Origin of the sequence: Pseudomonas sp. NBRC 111119, from assembly GCF_001320125.1 — a bacterium.
In the GTDB taxonomy this organism is placed as follows: Bacteria; Pseudomonadota; Gammaproteobacteria; order Pseudomonadales; family Pseudomonadaceae; genus Aquipseudomonas; species Aquipseudomonas parafulva.
The window spans coordinates 82046-102421 of sequence record NZ_BCAV01000032.1 but is presented as its reverse complement, the minus strand read 5'-3'; the positions used below and the strand labels follow the sequence as shown (position 1 = coordinate 102421).

Genomic DNA, 20376 nt, shown 5'->3' with positions numbered 1-20376 from the left:
GATCAGAACTTGTAGCCCAGGCCCACCATGTACACCCATGGGTCCACGTCCACATTGACCTTGGTCTTGCTGTAGCCCAGTGCGCTTGGGCCGTTGACGCTCGCCTTGGTGTCGATGTCCACGTACCACACGGCGGCGTTGACCAGCAGGTTGTCGGTGAGCATGTAGTCCATGCCCAGCTGGCCGGCGAAGCCGATGGAGTCTTGCAGTTTCAGGTTGCTGAAGCCTTGTTGTTTACGGTTGCTGCTCAGGTCTTCGTCGAAGAACAGGGTGTAGTTGATACCCACGCCAGCGTAGGGCTGGAACTTCGACGCGGCGTCCATCGGGTAGTACTGCAGCGACAGGGTCGGTGGCAGTTGCTTGATGTCTGCCAGTTTGCCGTCCAGGCCGCCACCCAGGCCTTTAACGCCCACGGTGTGCTGGAACGGGGTTGCAGCCAGCAACTCCAGGCCGACGTGGTCAGTGAGCATGTAGGCAAATGCCAGGCCCAGCTGAGTGTCGCTGTCCAGGGTCGCCTTCGTACCCGAAACCTTGTTGCCATCAAACTTCAGGTCGCTGCTGCTTTCATTGGGTGCGGTGGTGATGGCACCGGCACGGATGATGAAATCACCCGGTTGATAGGCGTGGGCGGCAGGGGCGGCGAGTGCCAGGGCCACGAGTGAGGCACTGAGCAAGGACTTGTTCATGGAAGCTCCCAGAGGACGTTAATAATCATGTAGTCCAATGGTACGGATGCAACTAAACAGAAAGTTTGACCCAGCTCAACGAAGCGTCTTCACCCCCTGCAAACAGCGTTTACTTGAGGTCATAGGCGTAAATTTTTTCGGCTTCCATCTGGTAACCGGCATCGGCAAGTTCACTGCTGGTGGCTTTTACCTGCATTCGGCCCTCGATCCAGTAAGGCTGGTAAAGGTCCTCCACCCGCACGCCCATCTCGCTGAAGATATGCACGATCTGGTTCGAAGGCGGTGGCGGCACGTGGATGCACGCGCCGTAATACGGAACCAGCAGAAACTCGGTGGTGCGGCCTTCCTCGCTCACTTCCAGCGGCACAATGTACCCCGGCAATTTGACCTGCTGCCCGTCCAGGCTCTGCACCACAGGCGCATTTGGCGCCTGCTGGCGGGCAGCGGGGGCAGACTCGGCAGAAAGCGCATTACTGAGCTGCGACATGTCGTGCAGCGGGGTGAGCTGCGGCGGGATGACCGGGGCGCCCTCGGGGATCAGGGCAGGCCAGTCGAGCTCCTTGGGCTCGGCGGCCCAAGCTGGCACCGCGGCGAGCATCAGCAGGGCCAGTAACCAGCGCAGTGCCGGCCTTTTCGCGGGCAAGCCCACACTGCTGTCAAGTAGCTGTCTGATCATTGAGCACGCACTCAAAGGTGGATCGACAAACCATCGGCCAACGATTGCCGATACGCTCGCCATGCCGGTACGCTACCCATCAGCAACGCCGCGCCAAGGATGATAGCCAGCAACGTCCACTCGTGGGCGCTCGGCAGCGCCAACGGCAGGCACAAGCCGTAGTTGGCCTGCACATACCCTTGCGCCAGGGCTATGCCCGCATACAGCAAGCCCAGCCCGGCGACGATGCCGACACCCGCCAGCGCCAGCGCCTCCAGCACCAGCAGCCCTGCAATATGCCACGGCCTGGCGCCCACCGAACGCAAGATCGCCATCTCCCGCCGCCGCTCATTGAGGCTGGTCAGAATCGCCGTAAGCATGCCGATCAAACCGGTCAGCACCACGAACAGCGACACCACGAACAGGGCCTGCTCAGCGGTGCCCATCAGGCTCCACAGTTCCTGCAGGGCCACCCCGGGCAAGATCGCCAGCAGCGGTTCGCTGCGGTACTCGTTGATTTCCCGTTGCAGGCTGAAAGTGGCGATCTTGCTGTTGAGCCCCAGCATGAAGGCGGTAATGGCGGTTGGCTGCAGGTCCATGGTGCGCGCCTGCTCAGCACTGATGCGCCCCGCCCCCCGGGCTGGCACCCCGTTGTGCCAGTCAATGTGGATGGCTTCCATGCCGCCCAGGCTGATGTGCAGGGTGCGGTCTACCGGGGTGCCAGTGCGTTTGAGCACACCGACCACGGTGAACGGCTTGTCGTCGTGTTTCACCAGGCTGATGGCTGCCACCCCGTGGGCCAGCACCAGCTTGTCGCCCAACGTGTAGTGCAGGGCTTCGGCCACTTCTGCCCCAAGCACCACCTCGAACGGGTCGGTGGCGAAGGCGCGGCCCTGGCTCAGTTCCAGGTGTTGACGCCGGCCGTACTGATAGTGCTCGAAGTAGTCGCCGGTGGTCCCCATCACCCGGTAACCGCGGTGCGAGTCGCCCAGCGAAATGGGGATGGCCCATTTCACCCGCGGGTCCTTGGCGTAGTGTTCGTAGCTGTCCCACCGAATATTGTTGGTGGCGTTGCCGATGCGAAACACGGAATACAGCAGCAGGTTGACCGAGCCGGAACGTGCGCCGACGATCAGGTCGGTGCCGCTGATGGTACTGGCGAAGCTGGCGCGGGCTTCGGTGCGCACGCGTTCCACGGCCAACAGCAGGCAGACCGAGAGGGCAATGGCAAACGCGGTGAGAAAGGCGGTAAAGCGCCGGTTGGCCAGGCTGGCCAGGGCAAGGCGAAACAGGTACATCAGACCTCCCGGGGCTTGGCGGCGCGGTTGAGTTCGGCCAGGGAAAGGTGGCGGTCGAACAGGGGCGCCAGGCTCTGGTCGTGGCTCACGAACAGCAGGCTGGCACCCGCCGCGCGGCACTCGGCGAACAGCAGGCTGATGAACGCCTCGCGGGTATCGGCATCCAGGGCCGATGTCGGCTCGTCGGCGATCACCAGTTCGGGCTGGCCGATCAGCGCGCGCGCAGCGGCAACCCGCTGCTGCTGGCCAATCGACAGGCTGTCGGCGCGCCGTGCCTGCAATGCACTGTCATCCAGGCCCAGGTGGGCCAGCAAGGTTTGCGCCGCTTGGGCGACGCTGCCGTGGCGCTGCTCGGCCCGCGTCTTGCGGCTGGCCGAGAAGCGGCACGGCAGTTCGACGTTTTCCCGTACCGATAAAAACGGCAGCAGGTTGAACTGCTGGAAGATATAGCCGGTGTGGTCCACCCGGAAGCGATCCCGGGCGCTTTGCCCCAGGCCGGCCAGGTCCTGGCCCAGCAACCGAATGTGGCCCCGTTCGGGCACGGTCACGCCGCCAAGCAACCCCAGCAACGTGGTTTTGCCACTGCCGCTGGGGCCTTTGAGAAACACGGCCTCACCGGCATCCAATTGGAATGCCGGCACATCCAGCAGCGGCGCCTGGCAAGGCCAGGCGAACACCAGGTCTTGCAGTTGTATCAGCGGCTGGCCCATTCAGAACGTAACCACGGCGTTGGCCGGTGTGGTTTCCAGCCCTTTCTGGCCGTTGGGGCCGATCAGTTGCACGTTGATTTTCTTGGTGGCCGGGAACGCCTTGAACAGCGGTGCCAGGTCTACTTGTGCGAGCTTGCCCGGGTTGCTGCAGGTGAGCTGGTAATGGGCCCCGATATCACTGTGCTGGTGGCTATGTTCATGGGCGTCACCGTCGTTGTCAGCCTTGGCGGCATCGCCGAACAAGGGGCTTTCCAGCGCTTGCTGGTCTTCCTTGCAGCCGGCGGCCGCAGCAAGGCCGAACAGCGTGAGGGGTTGTTCGAGCTGTTTGCGCACCGCCGCTACCTTGGCCTTGTCGGCATCGGTGCTTGCGGCGTGCTCGAAGCCCACCAGGTTCATCGCCGGGCTGTCCAGTTCCAGCTCCAGGCTGTTGCCGTCGAGTACGGCGTTGAGCTTGGCCACCCCGTGTTCATGGGCGCCGAGTGTGCCATGGGCATGGTCGTGATCATGGTCATCGTCATCATGGGCGTGGGCCACGGCCAGTGGCAGCAAGGCGAAGGGCAGGGCGAGCAGCAGACGACGCATGGAATGCTCCAGAACAGGTTGTGGATGTTGCGGTTATGTTATAACGAATTCTCCAGCGGCTACCAGCCTGCGTGGCGCAGGTTTCATGTTGCGGTAGCATGCAATGCATCAACCCGCTTCAAGGAATGCACCGTGAGAATACGTGGACAGATTGGCCAGTGGCCTGTGGACCTGACAATCGAACTGGCCCCTGAAGAGTGGGCCCAGCTCGGCCGGCAGGCTGAGCTGCCGGTTGCCCCGCAGCCTGTCCAGCCCCCAGCCGCAGCGGCGCCCCGCCAGGACGACGGCCAGTGGGCTGCAGCCCGCGATGTGTTGCGCGTGGCGGGGCAAATGAGCGGGCCGGAATTGCTCGACCGCCTGGAGGGCCTGGCCGGGAGCACTGCCGCAGGCAAGCGTCTGTTGGTGCGCTTGCGGCACTGCAGCGAGGTGAAGGTGGCAAGTGGCGAGGATGCGCCGGTGTATCACTGGGTAGGCTGAGAAGCCTAGAACACAGGGGCCGGCTGGCGGCCCCGGCACGGTTAGAACATGGCTGCCGACAGCTTGCGCCGGTAAACCCCCACCAGCGGGTGATCACTGCCCAGCAGCTCGAACACCTGCAACAGGGCTTTTTGAGGCAGGCCGTTTTCGTAAGCGCGGTTACGCTGGAACAGCTTCAACAGACCTTCCAGTGCAGCCTCGTACTGCTGGCGCGCCAGCTGCTGGATACTCAGCTGGTAGGCCGCCTCATCGTCTTCGGCGTTCTGCGCCAGCCGGCTTTTCAGGTCAGCCACTTCCGGCAGGCTCTCGGCCTGGCGCAGGAAGGTCAGTTGCGCCTTGGCACCGGCCAGTGCAGCCTTGTGTTCGTCGCTTTTGACCGCATCCAGCACCACCTGGGCTTCACCCAGCTCACCGCGCTCGGCCAGGCAGCGGGCGTACAAGATCAGCGCTTCAGCGTTGCTGTTGTCCTCAGCCAGCAGTGCCTGCAACAGCGCCTCGGCTTCGGCGAAGCGGCTTTCGGCAAACAGCGCCTTGGCGTGTTCCAGCGGCGACGCAGCGGCCGGGGCGGGCATTTGCACGTGGGGTTCAAGCAGGGCGCGGATTGCCGATTCAGGCTGGGCACCGGCGAAACCGTCCACCGGCTGGCCGTCCTTGAACAGCACCACCGTGGGCAGGCTGCGGATGCCGAACTGGGCCACGACCTGCTGTTCAACGTCGCAGTTGACCTTGGCCAGCAACAGCTCGCCCTGGTAGCCCTCGGCGATTTTTGCCAGCAGCGGCATCAGGGCCTTGCAGGGCGCGCACCACTCGGCCCAGAAATCCACCAGCACGGGCTTATGGAAGGAGTTCTCGATCACCAGCTGCTGGAAGTTGGCATCGGTGACGTCGAAAATGTAGGGCGTGTCTTGGGTCATCGCGACTCTCACAAACGGGTGTATGGCACCACTATAAGGGGTCGCGGCTGGCGTGGTACAGGCTGACCCGGCGGAATTCGTGCGGTTCGGCCAGGTCTGGCAGGGTCAGGGCGTCCAGTACCCCCAGTTGACGGTACAGCGGGTGGCTGAAGTCGCGCACCCTGGAGTCTGCCACCAGCGCCTGGCGGCCGCGGCCGAGAAAGGCATCCAGCAGCGGCAGGTTGGCGCGGTCGTACAGCACGTCGGCTATCAGAATGAGGTCGAAGCGGTCGTCTTCGGCAAAAAAATCGCTGCTGTAACCCAGCGTCACGCCATTGAGCGCCGCATTCGCTTGGCATGCCTGCAAGGCCAGCGGGTCGAGGTCGCAGGCCACAACCTCCAAGGCCCCCGCCCGCGCGGCCGCAATACCGGCGATGCCGGAGCCTGCGCCAAAATCCAGCACTCGCTTGCCCGCTACCCATTGCGGGTGCTCTGCCAGAAAGTGCGCCATGGCCAGGCCGCTGGCCCAGCAGAAGCTCCAGTACGGCGGCTCTTCCAGGATGCGCCGGGTTTCATCACTGCTGAAGGCCCGGTCCATGTTCTGCTCGTCGATCAGCCATAGCCGCAGGTCGCAGCCGGGCAGGTCGCTGACGACCAGGCGGGCTTCACCGATCAGCGCGCCAAGCGCCTGCGTCAGGGCCAGCGGCGCCACTCAAGGCGCCTTTTCGAAGCGCAGCGGGCCGGTGGCCTGGGTTTGCGCCTGGGCGATGGCCACCGGCGGCAGGTGCAGGATCAACTGGCCGGAGCGGCTGGCGCGGCCGCGCAGCTCTACACGTGCGCCGGCCGGGAAGGCTTCGGGGTTGAAACGCAAGTGGTAGGGCAGCGCCTGGCCAGTACCGGTCAGGTTGCTGCTGGCCAGCAGCCGTTGCGGGCGGTTGCGCTCGTCGATCACCAGCAGGGCGAGTTCAACCTCGGCCCCGGCCGGCACCTCCAGCAAGGTACCGCTCAACTCGCGCTGGTAGGCGGGCAGCGGGCCCAGCACTTCGGCAGGCTTGGCTTTGGCAACCGGCGTAGGCGCAGGCGGGGTGTCGGTCTTCGGCCTGTCGCTGCCACACGCGGCGAGCAGGGCGGCGCAGCACAGCACAACGAGTGCTCGGTGGTGCATGGAGGAGTCCTTAGCGGGCAGATTTCCCTTGGATGTTAACCCCTTTGGCTTGTCTTGCCAGTGCAATGCGCTACCATGGCCCTCCCTTTTTTTGTTGCCTGCCACCATGCACTGTCCCTTTTGCGGTGCCAACGACACCAAGGTCATCGATTCTCGCCTCGTTGCCGAGGGCGAGCAGGTGCGCCGCCGCCGCGAGTGCGTGGCCTGCGGCGAGCGTTTCACCACCTTCGAAACCGCCGAACTGGTACTGCCCCGGCTGATCAAGCAGGACGGTACACGCCAGCCCTTCGACGAAGACAAGCTGCGCGCCGGCATGCAGCGCGCCCTGGAAAAGCGCCCGGTGAGCGTCGAGCGCCTGGAAGCTGCGCTGGCGCACATCAAGAGCCGGCTGCGCGCCACCGGTGAGCGTGAAGTGAAATCCCTGGTGGTGGGCGAACTGGTCATGGGCGAGCTGCGCAAGCTCGACGAAGTGGCCTACATCCGCTTTGCCTCGGTTTACCGCCGCTTCCAGGACCTGGACGAGTTCCGTGAAGAAATCGACCGACTGGCCCGCGAGCCAGCCAAAGAGTGAACATGCAAAGCCCCTCTGCCGCCCTTGATGCCCACTACATGGCTCGCGCGCTGGAACTGGCGCGCAAGGGGCTGTACAGCACCCACCCCAACCCCCGCGTGGGTTGCGTCATCGTGCGCGATGGCCAGGTGGTGGGCGAGGGCTGGCACGTGCGCGCCGGCGAGCCCCATGCCGAGGTGCACGCGCTGCGCCAGGCTGGGGAGCAGGCCCGGGGCGCCTGTGCCTACGTGACCCTCGAACCCTGCAGCCACCATGGGCGCACCCCACCGTGCGCCGAAGCCCTGGTCAAGGCCGGCGTGGCGCGGGTGGTCGCAGCCATGCAGGACCCGAACCCGCAAGTGGCAGGGCGTGGCTTGCAGCGCCTGGCCGACGCCGGCATTGAAGTGGCCAGCGGTGTGCTTGAAGCCGAAGCGCGGGCGCTCAACCCAGGCTTTCTCAAGCGCATGGAGCACGGCATGCCGTTCGTTCGCGCCAAGCTGGCCATGAGCCTGGACGGGCGCACCGCCATGGCCAGCGGCGAGAGCCAGTGGATCACCGGCCCGGCTGCCCGCTCGGCCGTGCAGCGCCTGCGCGCCCGCTCCAGCGCGGTGCTGACCAGCGCGGCCAGCGTGCTGGCCGACAATGCGCGCATGACCGTGCGCGGTGATGAACTGGGCCTGGATGCCGACACCACTCAACTTGCCCTCAGCCGCCCCCCCTTGCGCGTGCTGATCGATGGCCGCCTGCGCCTGCCGCTGGACGCGCCTTTTTTCCAGGCCGGCCCGGCCTTGGTGGTGACTGCTGTCGCGGATGACCCGCGCTATGCCGCTGCAGGCCATGAACTGATCAGCCTGCCAAGCGACAATGCCCAGGTCGACCTGCTGGCGCTGCTGCACGCCCTGGGGGCCCGGGGCGTCAACGAAATCCTGCTGGAAGCCGGCGCTGGGCTGGTGGGGGCGTTTGCCCGGTACGGCCTGGTCGATGAGTACCAGCTGTTCGTCGCTGGCACCTTCCTCGGCTCACTCGCCAGGCCGCTGCTGGAGTGGCCATTGAGCAGGATGAGCGAGGCGCCGCGGCTGAAAATCACCGACATGCGTGCAGTAGGCGATGACTGGCGCGTCACAGCCGTCCCGCTGCCGCCGCCCGGCGTATAATGCCCGGCTTGCCCCGCGCAAAGCGTTTTTGAGGAAGACCCATGTTCACCGGCATCATCGAATCCATCGGCACCATACGCAGCCTCACCCCCAAGGGGGGCGACGTGCGTGTATACGTCGAAACCGGCAAGCTCGACCTGGCAGACGTCAAACTGGGGGACAGCATTGCCGTCAATGGTGTGTGCCTGACGGCGGTCGAGCTGCCCGGCAACGGCTTCTGGGCCGACGTCAGCGTCGAAACCCTCAAGCGCACGGCCTTCATCGACCTGAAGAGTGGCAGCAAGGTCAACCTTGAAAAGGCCCTCACCCCTACCACCCGCCTGGGTGGGCACCTGGTCAGTGGCCACGTCGACGGGGTGGGCGAAATCATCTCGCGCAGCGATAACGCCCGCGCCATCCAGTTCCGTGTGCGCGCACCCAGGGAGCTGGCCAAGTACATCGCCCACAAGGGTTCGATCACCGTCGATGGCACCAGCCTCACGGTCAACGAGGTCGATGGCGCCGAATTCGAGCTGACCATCGTCCCGCACACCCTGTCCGAAACCATCATGGCCGACTACCGCGCAGGGCGTCGGGTAAACCTTGAGGTCGACCTGCTGGCCCGTTACCTGGAGCGTCTGCTGCTGGGCGACAAGGCTGCCGAACCGAGCAAGGGCAGTGGCATAACCGAAAGCTTCCTGGCCGCCAACGGCTTCTTGAAATCCTGATTGAGAAGGGGGTGCCAGTGGCGCTCAACAGCATCGAAGAACTGGTCGAAGACATCCGCCAGGGCAAAATGGTCATCCTCATGGACGACGAAGACCGCGAGAACGAAGGCGACATCATCATGGCAGCCGAATGCTGCCTGCCCGAGCATATCAACTTCATGGCCAAGCACGCCCGCGGCCTGATCTGCATGCCGATGACCCGCGAGCGCTGCGAAACCCTGAAGCTGCCCCTGATGGCCCCGCGCAACGGCTCGGGCTTCGGCACCAAGTTCACGGTGTCCATCGAAGCGGCCGAGGGTGTCACCACCGGTATCTCCGCGGCCGACCGAGCACGCACTGTGCAAGCGGCAGCTGCCAAGGACGCCAAGGCCGAAGACATCGTCAGCCCCGGGCACATTTTCCCGCTGATGGCCCAGCCGGGCGGCACCCTGGCCCGCGCCGGCCACACCGAAGCGGCTTGCGACCTGGCGCGCATGGCCGGTTTCGAGCCCAGCGGCGTGATCTGCGAAGTGATGAACGACGACGGCACCATGTCGCGTCGCGCCGAACTGGAAGTGTTCGCTGCCGAGCACGGCCTGAAAATCGGCACCATTGCCGACCTGATCCACTACCGCATGATCCACGAGCGCACCGTGCAGCGGGTGTCCGAACAGCCCGTGGAAAGCGAGTTGGGTGAATTCAACCTGGTCACCTACCGCGACGCGGTGGAAGGCGATGTGCACATGGCCCTGACCCTGGGCAGCATCTGCGCCGAAGAGCCGACCCTGGTGCGCGTGCACAACATGGACCCACTGCGCGACCTGCTGCTGGTCAAGCAGCCGGGCCGCTGGAGCCTGCGCGCTGCCATGGCCGCCGTGGCCGAGGCCGGCAGCGGCGTGGTGTTGCTGCTGGGCCACCCGCTGGACGGCGATGTACTGCTGGCGCATATCCGCGAAAGCGCGGGCGATGCCCCGGTCAAGGCGCCCACCACCTACAGCACCGTCGGCGCCGGCTCGCAGATCCTGCGGGACCTGGGCGTGCGCAAGATGCGCCTGATGAGTTCGCCGATGAAGTTCAACGCGATATCCGGATTCGACCTGGAAGTTGTAGAATACGTGCCCTCCGAGTGACTTGAGGCGGCATTGACGCCCTGCAGCTCGAGTCCATACCCCTGTCGAGGCCGCCAGCAAGCGGCCTCGCGTTTGAAGATGAGAATATCGGAATGAACCTGAAGACCATCGAAGGTACCTTCATCGCCCCCAAAGGTCGCTATGCTTTGGTGGTTGGCCGCTTCAACAGCTTCGTCGTCGAAAGCCTGGTGAGCGGTGCCGTTGACGCCCTGGTACGCCACGGTGTCAGCGAAAGCGACATCACCATCATCCGTGCCCCGGGTGCTTTCGAGATCCCGCTGGTGGCACAGAAGGTCGCCCAGCAAGGTGCCTATGACGCGATCATCGCCCTGGGTGCAGTGATCCGTGGTGGTACCCCGCACTTTGAATACGTAGCGGGCGAATGCACCAAGGGCCTGGCCCAGGTGTCCATGGAGTTCGGCGTACCGGTGGCATTCGGCGTACTGACCGTCGATTCCATCGAGCAGGCCATCGAGCGCTCCGGCACCAAGGCCGGCAACAAAGGTGCCGAAGCCGCCCTGTCCGCTCTGGAAATGGTCAGCCTGCTGGCGCAGTTGGAGGCCAAGTGATTAGCGACGAAAGCGATCGTTTCAACCCGCGCGATCCTAAACCTGCGGATGCCGGCAAGCCGTCGAAGAGCGCCAAGCGTCGTGAAGCGCGCAAGCTTGCGACCCAGGCGCTGTACCAGTGGCATATGGCAAAGCATTCGTTGAACGAGATCGAGGCGCAGTTCCGGGTCGATAACGATTTCACCGATGTCGACGGCGCCTATTTCCGCGAGATCCTGCATGGGGTCCCGGCAAGCAAGGACGAGATCGACAACGCGCTGGTGCCGTGCATGGCCATTGCACTGGATGAACTGGACCCGGTTGAACTGGCCGTGTTGCGCCTGTCCACCTGGGAGCTGATCAAGCGCGTCGACGTACCGTACCGCGTGGTGATCAACGAAGGTGTGGAACTGGCGAAAGTGTTCGGGGCCACCGACGGCCACAAGTTCGTCAACGGCGTGCTGGACAAGCTGGCACCTGTGCTGCGTGAAGTTGAAGTCAAGGCTAACAAGCGCTGACTCCGGCGCTGGCTGCCATGGGTGAGTTCGAGCTGATCAACCACTACTTTGCCTCTGCGGCTTGCGCGCAAGGGGGTGAGGGCGTGGTGCTGGGGATCGGCGACGACTGCGCCCTGCTCAGCCTGCCACCCGGCGAGCAGCTGGCCGTGTCCACCGACACGCTGGTGGCCGGGGTGCATTTTCCCGACGCCTGCGACCCTGGCCTGCTTGGCCAGCGCTCGCTGGCTGTGGCAGCCAGCGATCTGGCCGCCATGGGCGCCACCGCCATCGGCTTCACCCTGGCGCTGACACTGCCCGAGGTCGGCCCGGCCTGGCTGGAGGCTTACGCCAATGGCCTCAGCCGCATGGCCCATCGCTGCCGCATGAGCCTGGTGGGCGGCGACACCACCCGTGGCCCGTTGAGCATCACTATCACCGTTTTTGGCCGTGTGCCCGCCGGGCAGGCACTGCGCCGCAGTGGTGCGCGCCCTGGCGACTTGCTGTGTGTCGGCGGCCCGCTGGGCAACGCGTCTGGCGCACTGCCGCTGGTACTGGGCCAGCGCCAGGCGCCTGCCGAGCAAACCGAGCCGCTGCTCAATCACTACTGGGCCCCCATGCCACAGCTCACCCTGGGGCAATGGCTGCGTGGCTCTGCCACGGCGGCGCTGGACATCTCCGACGGGCTGCTCGCCGATTGCGGGCACATCGCCAAGGCCTCGGGCGTGGCGCTGCAGGTGAACCTGGCCCAGGTGCCAGTGTCTCCTGCTTTGCAGGCATTTCTCGGGCATGACGCTGCGTTGCAGGCAGCGCTTACCGGGGGTGACGACTACGTGCTGGCCTTCACACTGCCGCCCGAGGCCCTGGCGCCGCTGGCCAGCCTGGGCTTTATCGAAGTGCATGTGATTGGCCGCGTACTGGAAGGGCAGGGCGTTACCTTGCTCGACCGCGACGGCCAGGACATCACCCCCGTGCAGCGGGGCTACCAACATTTTAGGGAGACACCGTGACCGACCACCCCAATCAGGTGCCTGCGGAGTTCGTTCCGCCTTCGGTCTGGCGCAACCCGTGGCACTTCATCGCCTTTGGTTTTGGTTCGGGCACTTTGCCCAAGGCTCCGGGTACCTGGGGCTCACTGGTAGCAATACCGTTCATCCCGCTGTGGCAGATGCTGCCAGACTGGGGTTACTGGTTGCTGCTGGGTGTAAGCATGCTGTTCGGCATCTGGCTGTGCGGCAAAGTGGCCACCGACTTGCGTGTGCACGATCACGAAGGCATTGTCTGGGACGAGATCGTCGGCATGTGGATCACCCTCTGGCTGGTGCCGGACGGGTGGCAATGGTTGCTGGCGGGCTTCCTGATGTTCCGTTTCTTCGACATCCTCAAGCCCTGGCCCATTCGCTGGATCGATCGCCACGTACACGGCGGTGTGGGCATCATGCTGGACGATATCCTGGCAGGCGTGTTCGCCTGGCTAGGCATGCAGGTGCTGGTTTGGGCGGTTGCCTGACACAGGGAGCGTAGGGATGGCCGTGAGGGCTGTGTTGCTGGCAATGCTGCTGAGTATTTGCCCTTGGGTGGCAGCAGGTGAACGCCTGCCCCAGCAAGTGCGCCTGGCCAGCGAAGAATGGCTGGACTATACGAATGCTGATGGCAGCGGGCTCGCCTGGGACCTGATGCGCAAGGTATTCGAGCCGGCCGGCGTCAAGGTGGTGGTGCAGAGCGCCCCCTATAGCCGGGCCATCGGCCTGGTCAAACGCGGCGAGGCCGATGCCTGGGTGGGTTCGTACAAGGAAGAGGACGAAGACAACCTCTACCCGCGCTGGCACTACGACATGGACCATATCTACGCCTTGGGACTGGCCAGCAAGCCAGCCCCCACCCTGGCGAACATCGGTGACTATCGCCTGGCATGGGTGCGCGGCTACGACTTTGGCAAGTACCTGCCGCGGGTTCGTGATTTTCGTGAAATCCAGCGCCGTGAAGGCATCTTGCCGATGCTTGAGCACGACCGGGTGGACTTCTACATAGACGCGCTTACCGAAGTCGACTATGTGTTGGGACAAAGTTCGCGGCCCGAGCATTTTCGCCGTACCCACGTGGCCGAACTACCGCTGTACCTGGCCTTTGCCCGTCACGACCAGGGCAGGGCCTTGCGCGACCTGTTCGACAAGCGCATGGGCGAACTGGTACGCAGCGGTGAGCTGAAGGCCATTTTCGAGCACTGGAAGCAGCCGTACCCGTTCGGGGCAGGCAGCGCCCCTCAGTGATCGCCTGCAAGCAGCGGTATATCGAATTTTTCGATATCAACCGCCCGTATTCAGCCAGCGCACAGTCGCCGACCTGCTGATACAATCGGCCCACGAGAAATCACCTACTTATGCCAGGAGCACAACGTGCCCGTCGTCTTTGTTGCCGCCTCTAAACTCCCGACCCCCTTTGCGACCTTCACCATGCATGGCTTTCTCGATGAAGCCACGGGCCGTGAGCACGTGGTGCTCAGCCTGGGTGACATCGCGGACGGGCAGCCGGTGTTGGGGCGTCTGCACTCCGAATGCCTGACCGGGGATGCCCTGTTCAGCCAGCGTTGTGACTGTGGGTCGCAGCTTGAAGCTGCCCTGCAGGCCATCGCCCGCGAGGGGCGCGGTGTGCTGCTGTACCTGCGTCAGGAGGGCCGTGGCATCGGCCTGCTGAACAAGATCCGCGCCTATGAACTGCAGGATGGCGGTGCCGATACCGTAGAAGCCAACGAGCGCCTGGGCTTTGCCGCCGACCAGCGCGACTACGGCATCTGCCTGCCGATGCTGGAGCACCTCGGGGTGAAGTCGCTGCGCCTGATGACCAACAACCCGCGCAAGGTCAAAGCCCTCACCGACATGAACATCATGGTTGCAGAGCGCGTGCCGCTGCACACCGGTCACAACCCGCACAACCGCTACTACCTGGCGACCAAGGCCGGCAAGCTGGGCCATATGCTGGGCAATGAACACCAGGGCGAGGTGCCCCAGGCGTGACCCGCGCCCAGGTCAAACGGCGCCTGGCGCTGGCCTGGTGGCAATACCTGGCGGTCGGCCTGGTGCCGTTGCCTGTCATGGCCTGGGCCTTCGGCGGGGGCGATGCGCTGATTCCGGTGCTGGCCATGCCGCTGTTCATCGCTGGCGCGGCCACCCTGTTCCTCAGCCTGCCGCGCTTCGGTGCTTACAAACTGGCCCTTATCGCCACTTCCAAGGCATTGGGCACCCGCGCAGAGCCTGCTGCCTGGATCGAGCTGGCACGGGCCCGGCGTATGGCCATGTTGTACGCGTGCTTCCCGGCCTGGGTCGGGGCGCTGTCGGTACTGGTAGGCCTTGAGACGGTACCGCGCCTGCTGCTGGCGTTGTCGACGCTGGTGCTGTTGTACCTCTATCGCATCCCACGCCAGCTCGGCTGATGCGCCTGTTGCTCGGGTTGCTGGCGCTGCTGGCATCCACCGCCATGGCGGCGCCGCCGCTGCGGGTCGTCAGCCTGGCGCCCTCCATGACCGAAATCATGCTCGAACTGCACGCTGATGACTTGTTGGTAGGTGTGCTCGACGGTGGCGAGCGGCCTGGCGCGCTGGCGGCGCTGCCCTCGGTTGGGCGCCAGGGCCAGTTGAACATAGAGCGCCTGGTCGGCTTGCAGCCAGACTTGCTGCTGCTGTGGCCGGGCAGTATTGGCCCCGCCCAGCGCGATCAGCTAAAGCGCCTGGGCATTGAAACCTTCAGTGCCGAACCTCGCACTGTCGACCAACTGATCGGGCAGATCGAGGCCATTGGCCAACAGGTGGGGCGTGGCGAGGAGGGCCGCCGGTACGCACAGGCACTGCGTCAACGGCTGCAGCAACTGCGTCAGCAATACCAGCGGCGTGAGCCGTTGCAGGTGTTCTACCAGGTATGGGACCAACCGCTGTATACCCTCGGTGGCCGCCAGGTGGTCAGCGACGCCCTGGCCGTGTGTGGGGCACGCAATGTGTTCGCCGACCTGAGCCTGCCGGCACCGCAGGTCAGCGTTGAGGCGGTGCTGGCGCGCAACCCCCAGGTGATTGTAGCCGGAGACCAAGCCCAGTTGGCCGGCTGGAAGCGCTGGCCGCAGCTGCGTGCGGTAGCCGATCAGCGCCTGCTGGTCTTGCCCGACAAAGGGCTGGAGCGGCCCAGCGGGCAAATGATAGAGGCCACAGCCCGCCTGTGTGCACTGCTGGCGGCTAAAGCGCCGGCGTCCAGGTAACGCTGAACAGCAGGGTGCGGCCTTCCTCGCGGTAAGTCGGGTTGGTCCCTTCATAACTGTAGCGTGCCCGGCCGTACGAGCGGCCCAGCAGGTTGTCCACCTTGGCCTCCAGCTTCAGCGCATCCATGGCCGCCCAGCTGCCGCGTAACCCCAGCAGCCCATAACCGCCGATGCGGTTACGGTTGCCCTCGTCGTCATAACTGCTGCTCACGGCCTGCCAGCTCGCCCCGACGTTGAAACGCCCCAGTTCCCTGTCCACATCCAGGCTCAAGGTACGGCGAGCGCGGCGGGCGAGGGTGTGGCCACTGTCGCGGTCACGTGGGTCGATCAGCGCCAAACCCAGCTGGCTATGCCAGGCGCCCCACTGCTGGGCCAAGGCCATTTCCAGGCCATTGATGCGTGCCGAGGCGACGTTGCGCGGTATCGAGCCCTCACCGAACACGATCGCATCGCGCAGGTCGGTGCGGTACAGCGAGGTTTCCAGCCGGCTGTCGGTCGTCAGCTGGCTGCGCCACTGCAGCTCGTAGCTGCGTGAGTGCTCAGGCTTCAGGCCAGGGTTGCTGTACTGCGGGTAGTACAGGTCGTTGAAGGTTGGGGCGCGGAAGCCCTCGCTGTACGACAGCAGCACATCGTTGCGCTGATCAAGCGGCAGGGTCAGGCTGCCGCTCCAGGTGGTCTGCCCGCCAAACTGCTGGTTGCGGTCGTGGCGGACGCCCAGCTCCGTGGCAAAACCTTCTGCCGCATACCTGTGCTGGATGAACACGGCGCGGTTCCAGCGGCTGTCCTGGGTGAAGTCGGTGCTGGCATGTACCCGGTCTTCGTACCAGTCTGCACCGGCCAGCAGGCTGTTGCGCTCGTCCAGCACCAGGTCATTCTGCCAGGTGACCTGGTCCCTGTAGGTATTGAAAACAGAGCGTTCGCTGCTGAGCTTGTCACGCTTGTCGTCGCGGTTTTCGCTGTGGGCCAGCTCCAGCCTGGAATGCCAGCCGTCGCTGAACTGGGCGTCCACATAGCTACCCAGGCTGCTCACGCTGAAGTCGGTGTAGGGTTGCTGGCCACTGACCTCGAAGGTGTCCATGTCGAAGCGGCCATAGGGGTTGTCGTATTCGCTGCGGCCCTGGCTGTTCAGCAGGTTCAAGCCGGCCTCGAAGCGTTCGCCAAAGGTGTGGCTCAGGCTGAGGTTGAGCGCTTTGTTGCGGTAGGCATCGTGGTCGCTGTCGCTGGCAAACGATGGGCCGGTCGCATCGATACCGGCGGTTTCATCCAGGCTGGCGCCAAGGTTGAAGCGTGTGGCTCCGTCGCCACCAGCCAGGCCAAGGCTGCGCTGGAACGTCTGGTGGCTGCCGGCTGCCACACGCAGGCGTGGCTGCAAACCGGCACCGTTGCTGCGCCGAGTGAAGATCTGGATAACCCCGCCAATGGCATCGCTGCCGTAAATCGCCGAACGAGAACCGCGCAGTACCTCGACCCGCTCGATCTGGTCCACATTCAGAAACTGCAGGCCGCTGTCACCGGAGGTAGCGTTGGCGATACGCACGCCATCGACCAGCACCAGGCTTTGTGCTGTCTTGGTGCCGCGGATAAAAATACCAGGCAGGCTGCCACGACCACCGGTGGGTGCCACTTGCACGCCAGGTACGCGGGTGAGCAGGTCGGTGACGCTGGTGGGTTGCAGGCGGTCGATATCGGTGCGGGTGAACACGGTATTGGCCGCGCTGGTGGCAGTGCGCGATTCCACCTGGCGGCTGGCGCTGATCAGCACATCGGGCAGCTTGAGGGCGTCATCACGCTCAGCCGCCAGTAGTGGCATCGGCAGGCACAGCAGGGTCGCGGTGAGGGTTGGGAGTTTCATTGGCTTTACCCTGGCAACCGCCGGCTTGCCGGCGATCGGGCCGCAAAGCGGCCCAGTAAATCAAAGGCCGAGCTTGCCCATGCGGGCTCTCACCGAAGCCTCTATCCCCGCCGCATCAAGCCCGCACTCGGCCAGCATCTGCGCAGGCTTGGCGTGCTCCACATACAGGTCTGGCAAGCCCAAGTGCAACAACGGCTTGGTCACCGCCTGGCTGGCGAGGAACTCACCCACCGCAGCCCCCGCGCCACCCATAATGGCGTTTTCTTCGAGGGTCACCAGCAGTTCATGGCTATCGGCCAACTGCAGCACCAACGCTTCATCCAGCGGCTTCACGAAGCGCATGTCGACCACGGTAGCGTCGAGCTGCTCGGCCACCTGCAGCGCTGGCGCGAGTTGCACGCCGAACACCAGCAGGGCCACTTTGCTCCCTTGGCGGCGCACCACGCCCTTGCCGATTTCAAGCGGCTCCAGGTCGTCGCTGATCGGCGCGTTCGGGCCGGTGCCACGTGGGTAGCGCACAGCCGCCGGGCCGTTGTACAGGTGGCCGGTGCTGAGCATCTTGCGCAACTCGTTTTCGTCGCTGGGGGTCATCACCAGCATGCCCGGGATACAGCGCAGGTACGACAAATCGTAGCTGCCGGCGTGGGTCGGCCCGTCTTCGCCCACCAGGCCAGCACGGTCGATGGCAAACAGCACGTCCAGGTTCTGCACGGCCACATCATGGATCAACTGGTCGTAGGCACGCTGCAGGAAGGTGGAGTAGATCGCCACCACCGGCTTGCTGCCCTCGCAGGCCATGCCGGCCGCCAGGGTAACCGCGTGCTGTTCGGCGATGGCCACGTCGAAATAGCGCTCGGGGTAGCGTTCGCTGAAGGCCACCAGGTCGGAGCCTTCCTTCATGGCCGGGGTGATACCCACAAGGCGGTTGTCGGCAGCCGCCATGTCGCACAGCCACTGGCCAAACACGGCAGAATACTTGGGGCCGCTGGCCTGCTTGGGCGCAGCGGGTTTGTCCGCTGGCTCAAGCTTGGTAATGGCGTGGTAGCCGATAGGGTCGATTTCAGCCGGGGCGAAACCCTTGCCCTTCTTTGTCACCACATGCAGGAACTGCGGGCCCTTCAGGTCCCGCATGTTGCGCAAGGTGGCGATCATGGTGGGCAGGTCGTGGCCGTCGATGGGGCCGATGTAGTTCCAGCCGAGCTCTTCGAAGAGGGTGCCGGGCACCAGCATGCCTTTGGCATATTCTTCGGTGCGGCGGGCGATTTCCCAAGCACCGGGCAGGCGCGACAGCACTTTCTTGCTGCCCTCGCGCATGCTTGCGTAGGTGCGGCTGGAGAGGATCTTGGCCAGGTAGTTGGACAGCCCGCCGACGTTGCGCGAGATCGACATGTCGTTGTCGTTGAGGATCACCAGCATGTCGGCGTTGACTTCCTGGGCGTGGTTCAATGCTTCGAAGGCCATGCCTGCGGTGAGCGCACCATCGCCGATCACGGCAATCGACTTGCGCCCACTGTTTTGCAGGCGGGCAGCAATGGCCATGCCCAGCGCGGCACTGATGGACGTACTGGAATGACCGACGCCAAAGGTGTCGTACTCGCTTTCGCTGCGGCGCGGGAAGGCGGCCACGCCGTCCTTCTGGCGCAGGCTGAGCATGCGGTTGCGGCGCCCGGTGAGGATCTTGTGCGGGTACGCCTGGTGGCCCACGTCCCATACCAGCCGGTCGTCCGGGGTATCGAAAACGTAGTGCAGGGCGATGGTCAGCTCGATCACGCCCAGGCCGGCACCGAAGTGCCCACCGGTCTGGCCCACGGTGTACAGCAGCTCCTGGCGCAGCTCGTCGGCCAGGCTCTCCAGGTCGGCTTCGGCCAGGCGGCGCAGGCCGTCAGGCGTGTCAGCGCGGTCGAGCAGCGGCGTGACCGGGCGTTCGCGGGGGATCTCTTGAAACGTCGTGGGCATCAGGCGAGTCGTTATAGGTGTTAAGACGCGGCAGTTTACCCCATTGGAGGAAAAGCTGCCCATTCACACGGGTGTCGCAGGGGCCGCAGGGTCAGTTGCGGCGTTCGACGATATAGCGCGCCAGCTCACGCAGCGGCTGGGCTTTTTCATCGAACCCTTCCAGTGCGACCAGCGCCTGGTCGCGCAGTTCGATCGCATAGGCCTTGGCGGCCTCCAGGCCCAGCAGCGAGGGGTAGGTGGGCTTGTCACGGGCAATGTCTGCGCCCTGGCGTTTGCCCAGGGTGGCGGTATCGCTCTCGACATCGAGAATGTCGTCTTGCACCTGGAACGCCAGGCCCACGGCCTGTGCGTACGCCTGCAACGCATCCAGTTGAGGTTGCTCGGCGCGGCCGCTGGCCAGGCCGCCCAGGCGCACACTGGCTTCGATCAGCGCACCGGTCTTGTGCCGGTGCATGAATTCCAGCGCCCGCTGGTCCAGCCTGATGCCCACTGAACCGAGGTCGATGGCTTGCCCGCCCACCATGCCGACAGGGCCCGCCGCCTTGGCCAGGGCTTGCACCATGGCCAGGCGAATGCTGTCGGCCTGAGGGCTCAGGCGTGGGTCCAGCAGGGCATTGAATGCCAGGCTCTGCAGGCCGTCACCGGCAAGAATGGCACAGGCTTCGTCGAAGGCTTTGTGGGTGGTCGGCTGGCCGCGTCGCAGGTCGTCGTCGTCCATGGCCGGCAGGTCGTCATGCACCAGTGAGTAGGCATGGATCAGCTCGACCGCACAGGCGGCGCCGTTGGCTTGCTCAGCCGGTGCCCCCAGCGCCTCGCAGGCGGCGTAGGCCAGCAGCGGGCGTACCCGCTTGCCGCCGTTCATCACGCTGTAGCGCATGGCGGCATAGAGCCGTTGCAGCGGTTCGCTGGGGGCGACGAACAGCGGTTCGAGGGCGCTGTCGACGCGCGCCTGGCAGGTAGCCTGGTAGGCGCCGATCATGCCTCGGGCTCCACATCGAAGGGCTGGGCGGCCAGCTCGCCGTCGCGCTCCAGCAGAATCTGCACCTTTTGCTCGGCCTGGGCCAGGGCGCCTTGGCAATCACGGGTCAGGGCGATGCCCTGCTCGAAGGCGGCCAGTGAGTCTTCCAGCGACAACTCGCCGTTCTCCAGGCGCTCGACCAGTGCTTGCAGCTCGGCAAGGGATTGCTCGAAATCGAGGGAAGCTTTTTTACGGGCCATGGCGGCTGTCTCGGTGGCATTCTGAACGCCGCGACACTAGCAGAGCGGGCCGGGGGGAGCAAACTTGAGCGGCGAAGCCC

General features: G+C 64.8%; 25 protein-coding genes. 13 read left to right on the top strand and 12 right to left on the bottom strand.

Translation table 11 applies throughout. From position 1 onward, the window contains the following. Positions 1-2: 2 nt before the first annotated feature. The 5 genes from APH25_RS14005 to APH25_RS13985 all read right to left on the bottom strand — a co-directional run bounded on the left by APH25_RS14005 (position 3) and on the right by APH25_RS13985 (position 3931). Complete coding sequence (locus APH25_RS14005) at positions 3-686, bottom strand: OmpW family protein (protein ID WP_060482344.1); 684 nt, start codon at positions 684-686, stop codon at positions 3-5. Positions 687-795: 109 nt separating this feature from the next. Further along, positions 796-1308 (bottom strand): DUF3299 domain-containing protein, encoded by a 513-nt coding sequence (locus APH25_RS14000; protein WP_156333170.1) that lies wholly within the window; start codon positions 1306-1308, stop codon positions 796-798. A 65-nt stretch (positions 1309-1373) separates the two neighbouring features. Next, positions 1374-2639, bottom strand: coding sequence for an ABC transporter permease (locus APH25_RS13995; RefSeq protein WP_060482343.1), 1266 nt, complete (start codon positions 2637-2639; stop codon positions 1374-1376). Further along, positions 2639-3349: an ABC transporter ATP-binding protein gene (locus APH25_RS13990; protein ID WP_060482342.1), complete on the bottom strand. Its 711-nt coding sequence runs from the start codon at positions 3347-3349 to the stop codon at positions 2639-2641. The genes APH25_RS13995 and APH25_RS13990 overlap by 1 nt, the downstream gene beginning before the upstream one ends. Next, positions 3350-3931, bottom strand: a complete 582-nt coding sequence (locus tag APH25_RS13985) for a DUF2796 domain-containing protein (protein ID WP_060482341.1) — start codon at positions 3929-3931, stop codon at positions 3350-3352. Between the two features lie 132 nt (positions 3932-4063). Between APH25_RS13985 and APH25_RS13980 the strand changes: the two genes are divergently transcribed. Next, positions 4064-4408, top strand: coding sequence for a hypothetical protein (locus APH25_RS13980; protein WP_060482340.1), 345 nt, complete (start codon positions 4064-4066; stop codon positions 4406-4408). Between the two features lie 41 nt (positions 4409-4449). Here the strand turns inward: APH25_RS13980 and trxA are convergent, their stop codons facing one another. From trxA to APH25_RS13965, 3 genes are read right to left on the bottom strand one after another with little or no spacing between them, the layout of a single operon-like run. Beyond that, entirely contained in the window at positions 4450-5322 is an 873-nt protein-coding gene (trxA, locus tag APH25_RS13975) for a thioredoxin (protein WP_060482339.1), read from the bottom strand. Positions 5323-5353: 31 nt separating this feature from the next. Next, the gene (locus APH25_RS13970; protein WP_060482338.1) at positions 5354-6013 is read right to left on the bottom strand and encodes a methyltransferase; all 660 of its coding nucleotides are present in this window, start codon (positions 6011-6013) and stop codon (positions 5354-5356) included. Continuing rightward, positions 6014-6466, bottom strand: a complete 453-nt coding sequence (locus APH25_RS13965) for a YbaY family lipoprotein (RefSeq protein ID WP_060482337.1) — start codon at positions 6464-6466, stop codon at positions 6014-6016. Positions 6467-6572: 106 nt separating this feature from the next. Between APH25_RS13965 and nrdR the strand changes: the two genes are divergently transcribed. The 12 genes from nrdR to APH25_RS13905 all read left to right on the top strand — a co-directional run bounded on the left by nrdR (position 6573) and on the right by APH25_RS13905 (position 15270). Further along, positions 6573-7037, top strand: coding sequence for a transcriptional regulator NrdR (gene nrdR, locus APH25_RS13960; RefSeq protein ID WP_027915127.1), 465 nt, complete (start codon positions 6573-6575; stop codon positions 7035-7037). Between the two features lie 2 nt (positions 7038-7039). Next, a complete protein-coding gene (gene ribD, locus APH25_RS13955) occupies positions 7040-8170 on the top strand; it encodes a bifunctional diaminohydroxyphosphoribosylaminopyrimidine deaminase/5-amino-6-(5-phosphoribosylamino)uracil reductase RibD (RefSeq protein WP_060482336.1) in 1131 nt (376 codons plus the stop codon). Between the two features lie 41 nt (positions 8171-8211). Next, positions 8212-8877: a riboflavin synthase gene (locus APH25_RS13950; protein WP_028633050.1), complete on the top strand. Its 666-nt coding sequence runs from the start codon at positions 8212-8214 to the stop codon at positions 8875-8877. Between the two features lie 17 nt (positions 8878-8894). Further along, the gene (ribBA, locus tag APH25_RS13945) at positions 8895-9986 is read left to right on the top strand and encodes a bifunctional 3,4-dihydroxy-2-butanone-4-phosphate synthase/GTP cyclohydrolase II (RefSeq protein ID WP_028633049.1); all 1092 of its coding nucleotides are present in this window, start codon (positions 8895-8897) and stop codon (positions 9984-9986) included. A gap of 92 nt (positions 9987-10078) precedes the next feature. Beyond that, positions 10079-10555, top strand: coding sequence for a 6,7-dimethyl-8-ribityllumazine synthase (gene ribE, locus APH25_RS13940; protein WP_028633048.1), 477 nt, complete (start codon positions 10079-10081; stop codon positions 10553-10555). Further along, positions 10552-11052: a transcription antitermination factor NusB gene (nusB, locus tag APH25_RS13935; RefSeq protein WP_028633047.1), complete on the top strand. Its 501-nt coding sequence runs from the start codon at positions 10552-10554 to the stop codon at positions 11050-11052. The genes ribE and nusB overlap by 4 nt, the downstream gene beginning before the upstream one ends. A 17-nt stretch (positions 11053-11069) precedes the next feature. Further along, on the top strand, positions 11070-12038 hold the full coding sequence (gene thiL, locus APH25_RS13930) for a thiamine-phosphate kinase (protein ID WP_060482335.1): 969 nt from the start codon (positions 11070-11072) through the stop codon (positions 12036-12038). Next, positions 12035-12538, top strand: coding sequence for a phosphatidylglycerophosphatase A (locus APH25_RS13925; RefSeq protein ID WP_028633045.1), 504 nt, complete (start codon positions 12035-12037; stop codon positions 12536-12538). The genes thiL and APH25_RS13925 overlap by 4 nt, the downstream gene beginning before the upstream one ends. Positions 12539-12554: 16 nt before the next feature. Beyond that, a complete protein-coding gene (locus tag APH25_RS13920) occupies positions 12555-13298 on the top strand; it encodes an ABC transporter substrate-binding protein (RefSeq protein WP_060482334.1) in 744 nt (247 codons plus the stop codon). A 126-nt stretch (positions 13299-13424) separates the two neighbouring features. Then, on the top strand, positions 13425-14042 hold the full coding sequence (ribA, locus tag APH25_RS13915; protein ID WP_028633043.1) for a GTP cyclohydrolase II: 618 nt from the start codon (positions 13425-13427) through the stop codon (positions 14040-14042). After that, positions 14039-14458, top strand: coding sequence for a hypothetical protein (locus APH25_RS13910; protein WP_060482333.1), 420 nt, complete (start codon positions 14039-14041; stop codon positions 14456-14458). The genes ribA and APH25_RS13910 overlap by 4 nt, the downstream gene beginning before the upstream one ends. After that, entirely contained in the window at positions 14458-15270 is an 813-nt protein-coding gene (locus tag APH25_RS13905) for a cobalamin-binding protein (protein ID WP_060482332.1), read from the top strand. Before APH25_RS13910 ends, APH25_RS13905 begins: the two co-directional genes overlap by 1 nt. On the opposite strand, the gene APH25_RS13900 is transcribed toward APH25_RS13905, so the two are convergent. The 4 genes from APH25_RS13900 to APH25_RS13885 all read right to left on the bottom strand — a co-directional run bounded on the left by APH25_RS13900 (position 15248) and on the right by APH25_RS13885 (position 20296). Further along, positions 15248-17122 carry a TonB-dependent receptor domain-containing protein gene (locus APH25_RS13900; RefSeq protein ID WP_060482331.1) on the bottom strand — a complete coding sequence of 625 codons (1875 nt, stop codon included), beginning with the start codon at positions 17120-17122 and terminating at the stop codon, positions 15248-15250. The genes APH25_RS13905 and APH25_RS13900 overlap by 23 nt on opposite strands. Before the next feature lie 60 nt (positions 17123-17182). Continuing rightward, entirely contained in the window at positions 17183-19078 is a 1896-nt protein-coding gene (dxs, locus tag APH25_RS13895; protein WP_028633039.1) for a 1-deoxy-D-xylulose-5-phosphate synthase, read from the bottom strand. A 91-nt stretch (positions 19079-19169) separates the two neighbouring features. Continuing rightward, complete coding sequence (locus tag APH25_RS13890) at positions 19170-20057, bottom strand: polyprenyl synthetase family protein (RefSeq protein ID WP_060482330.1); 888 nt, start codon at positions 20055-20057, stop codon at positions 19170-19172. After that, positions 20054-20296, bottom strand: a complete 243-nt coding sequence (locus APH25_RS13885; RefSeq protein ID WP_028633037.1) for an exodeoxyribonuclease VII small subunit — start codon at positions 20294-20296, stop codon at positions 20054-20056. Before APH25_RS13885 ends, APH25_RS13890 begins: the two co-directional genes overlap by 4 nt. Positions 20297-20376: the final 80 nt, after the last annotated feature.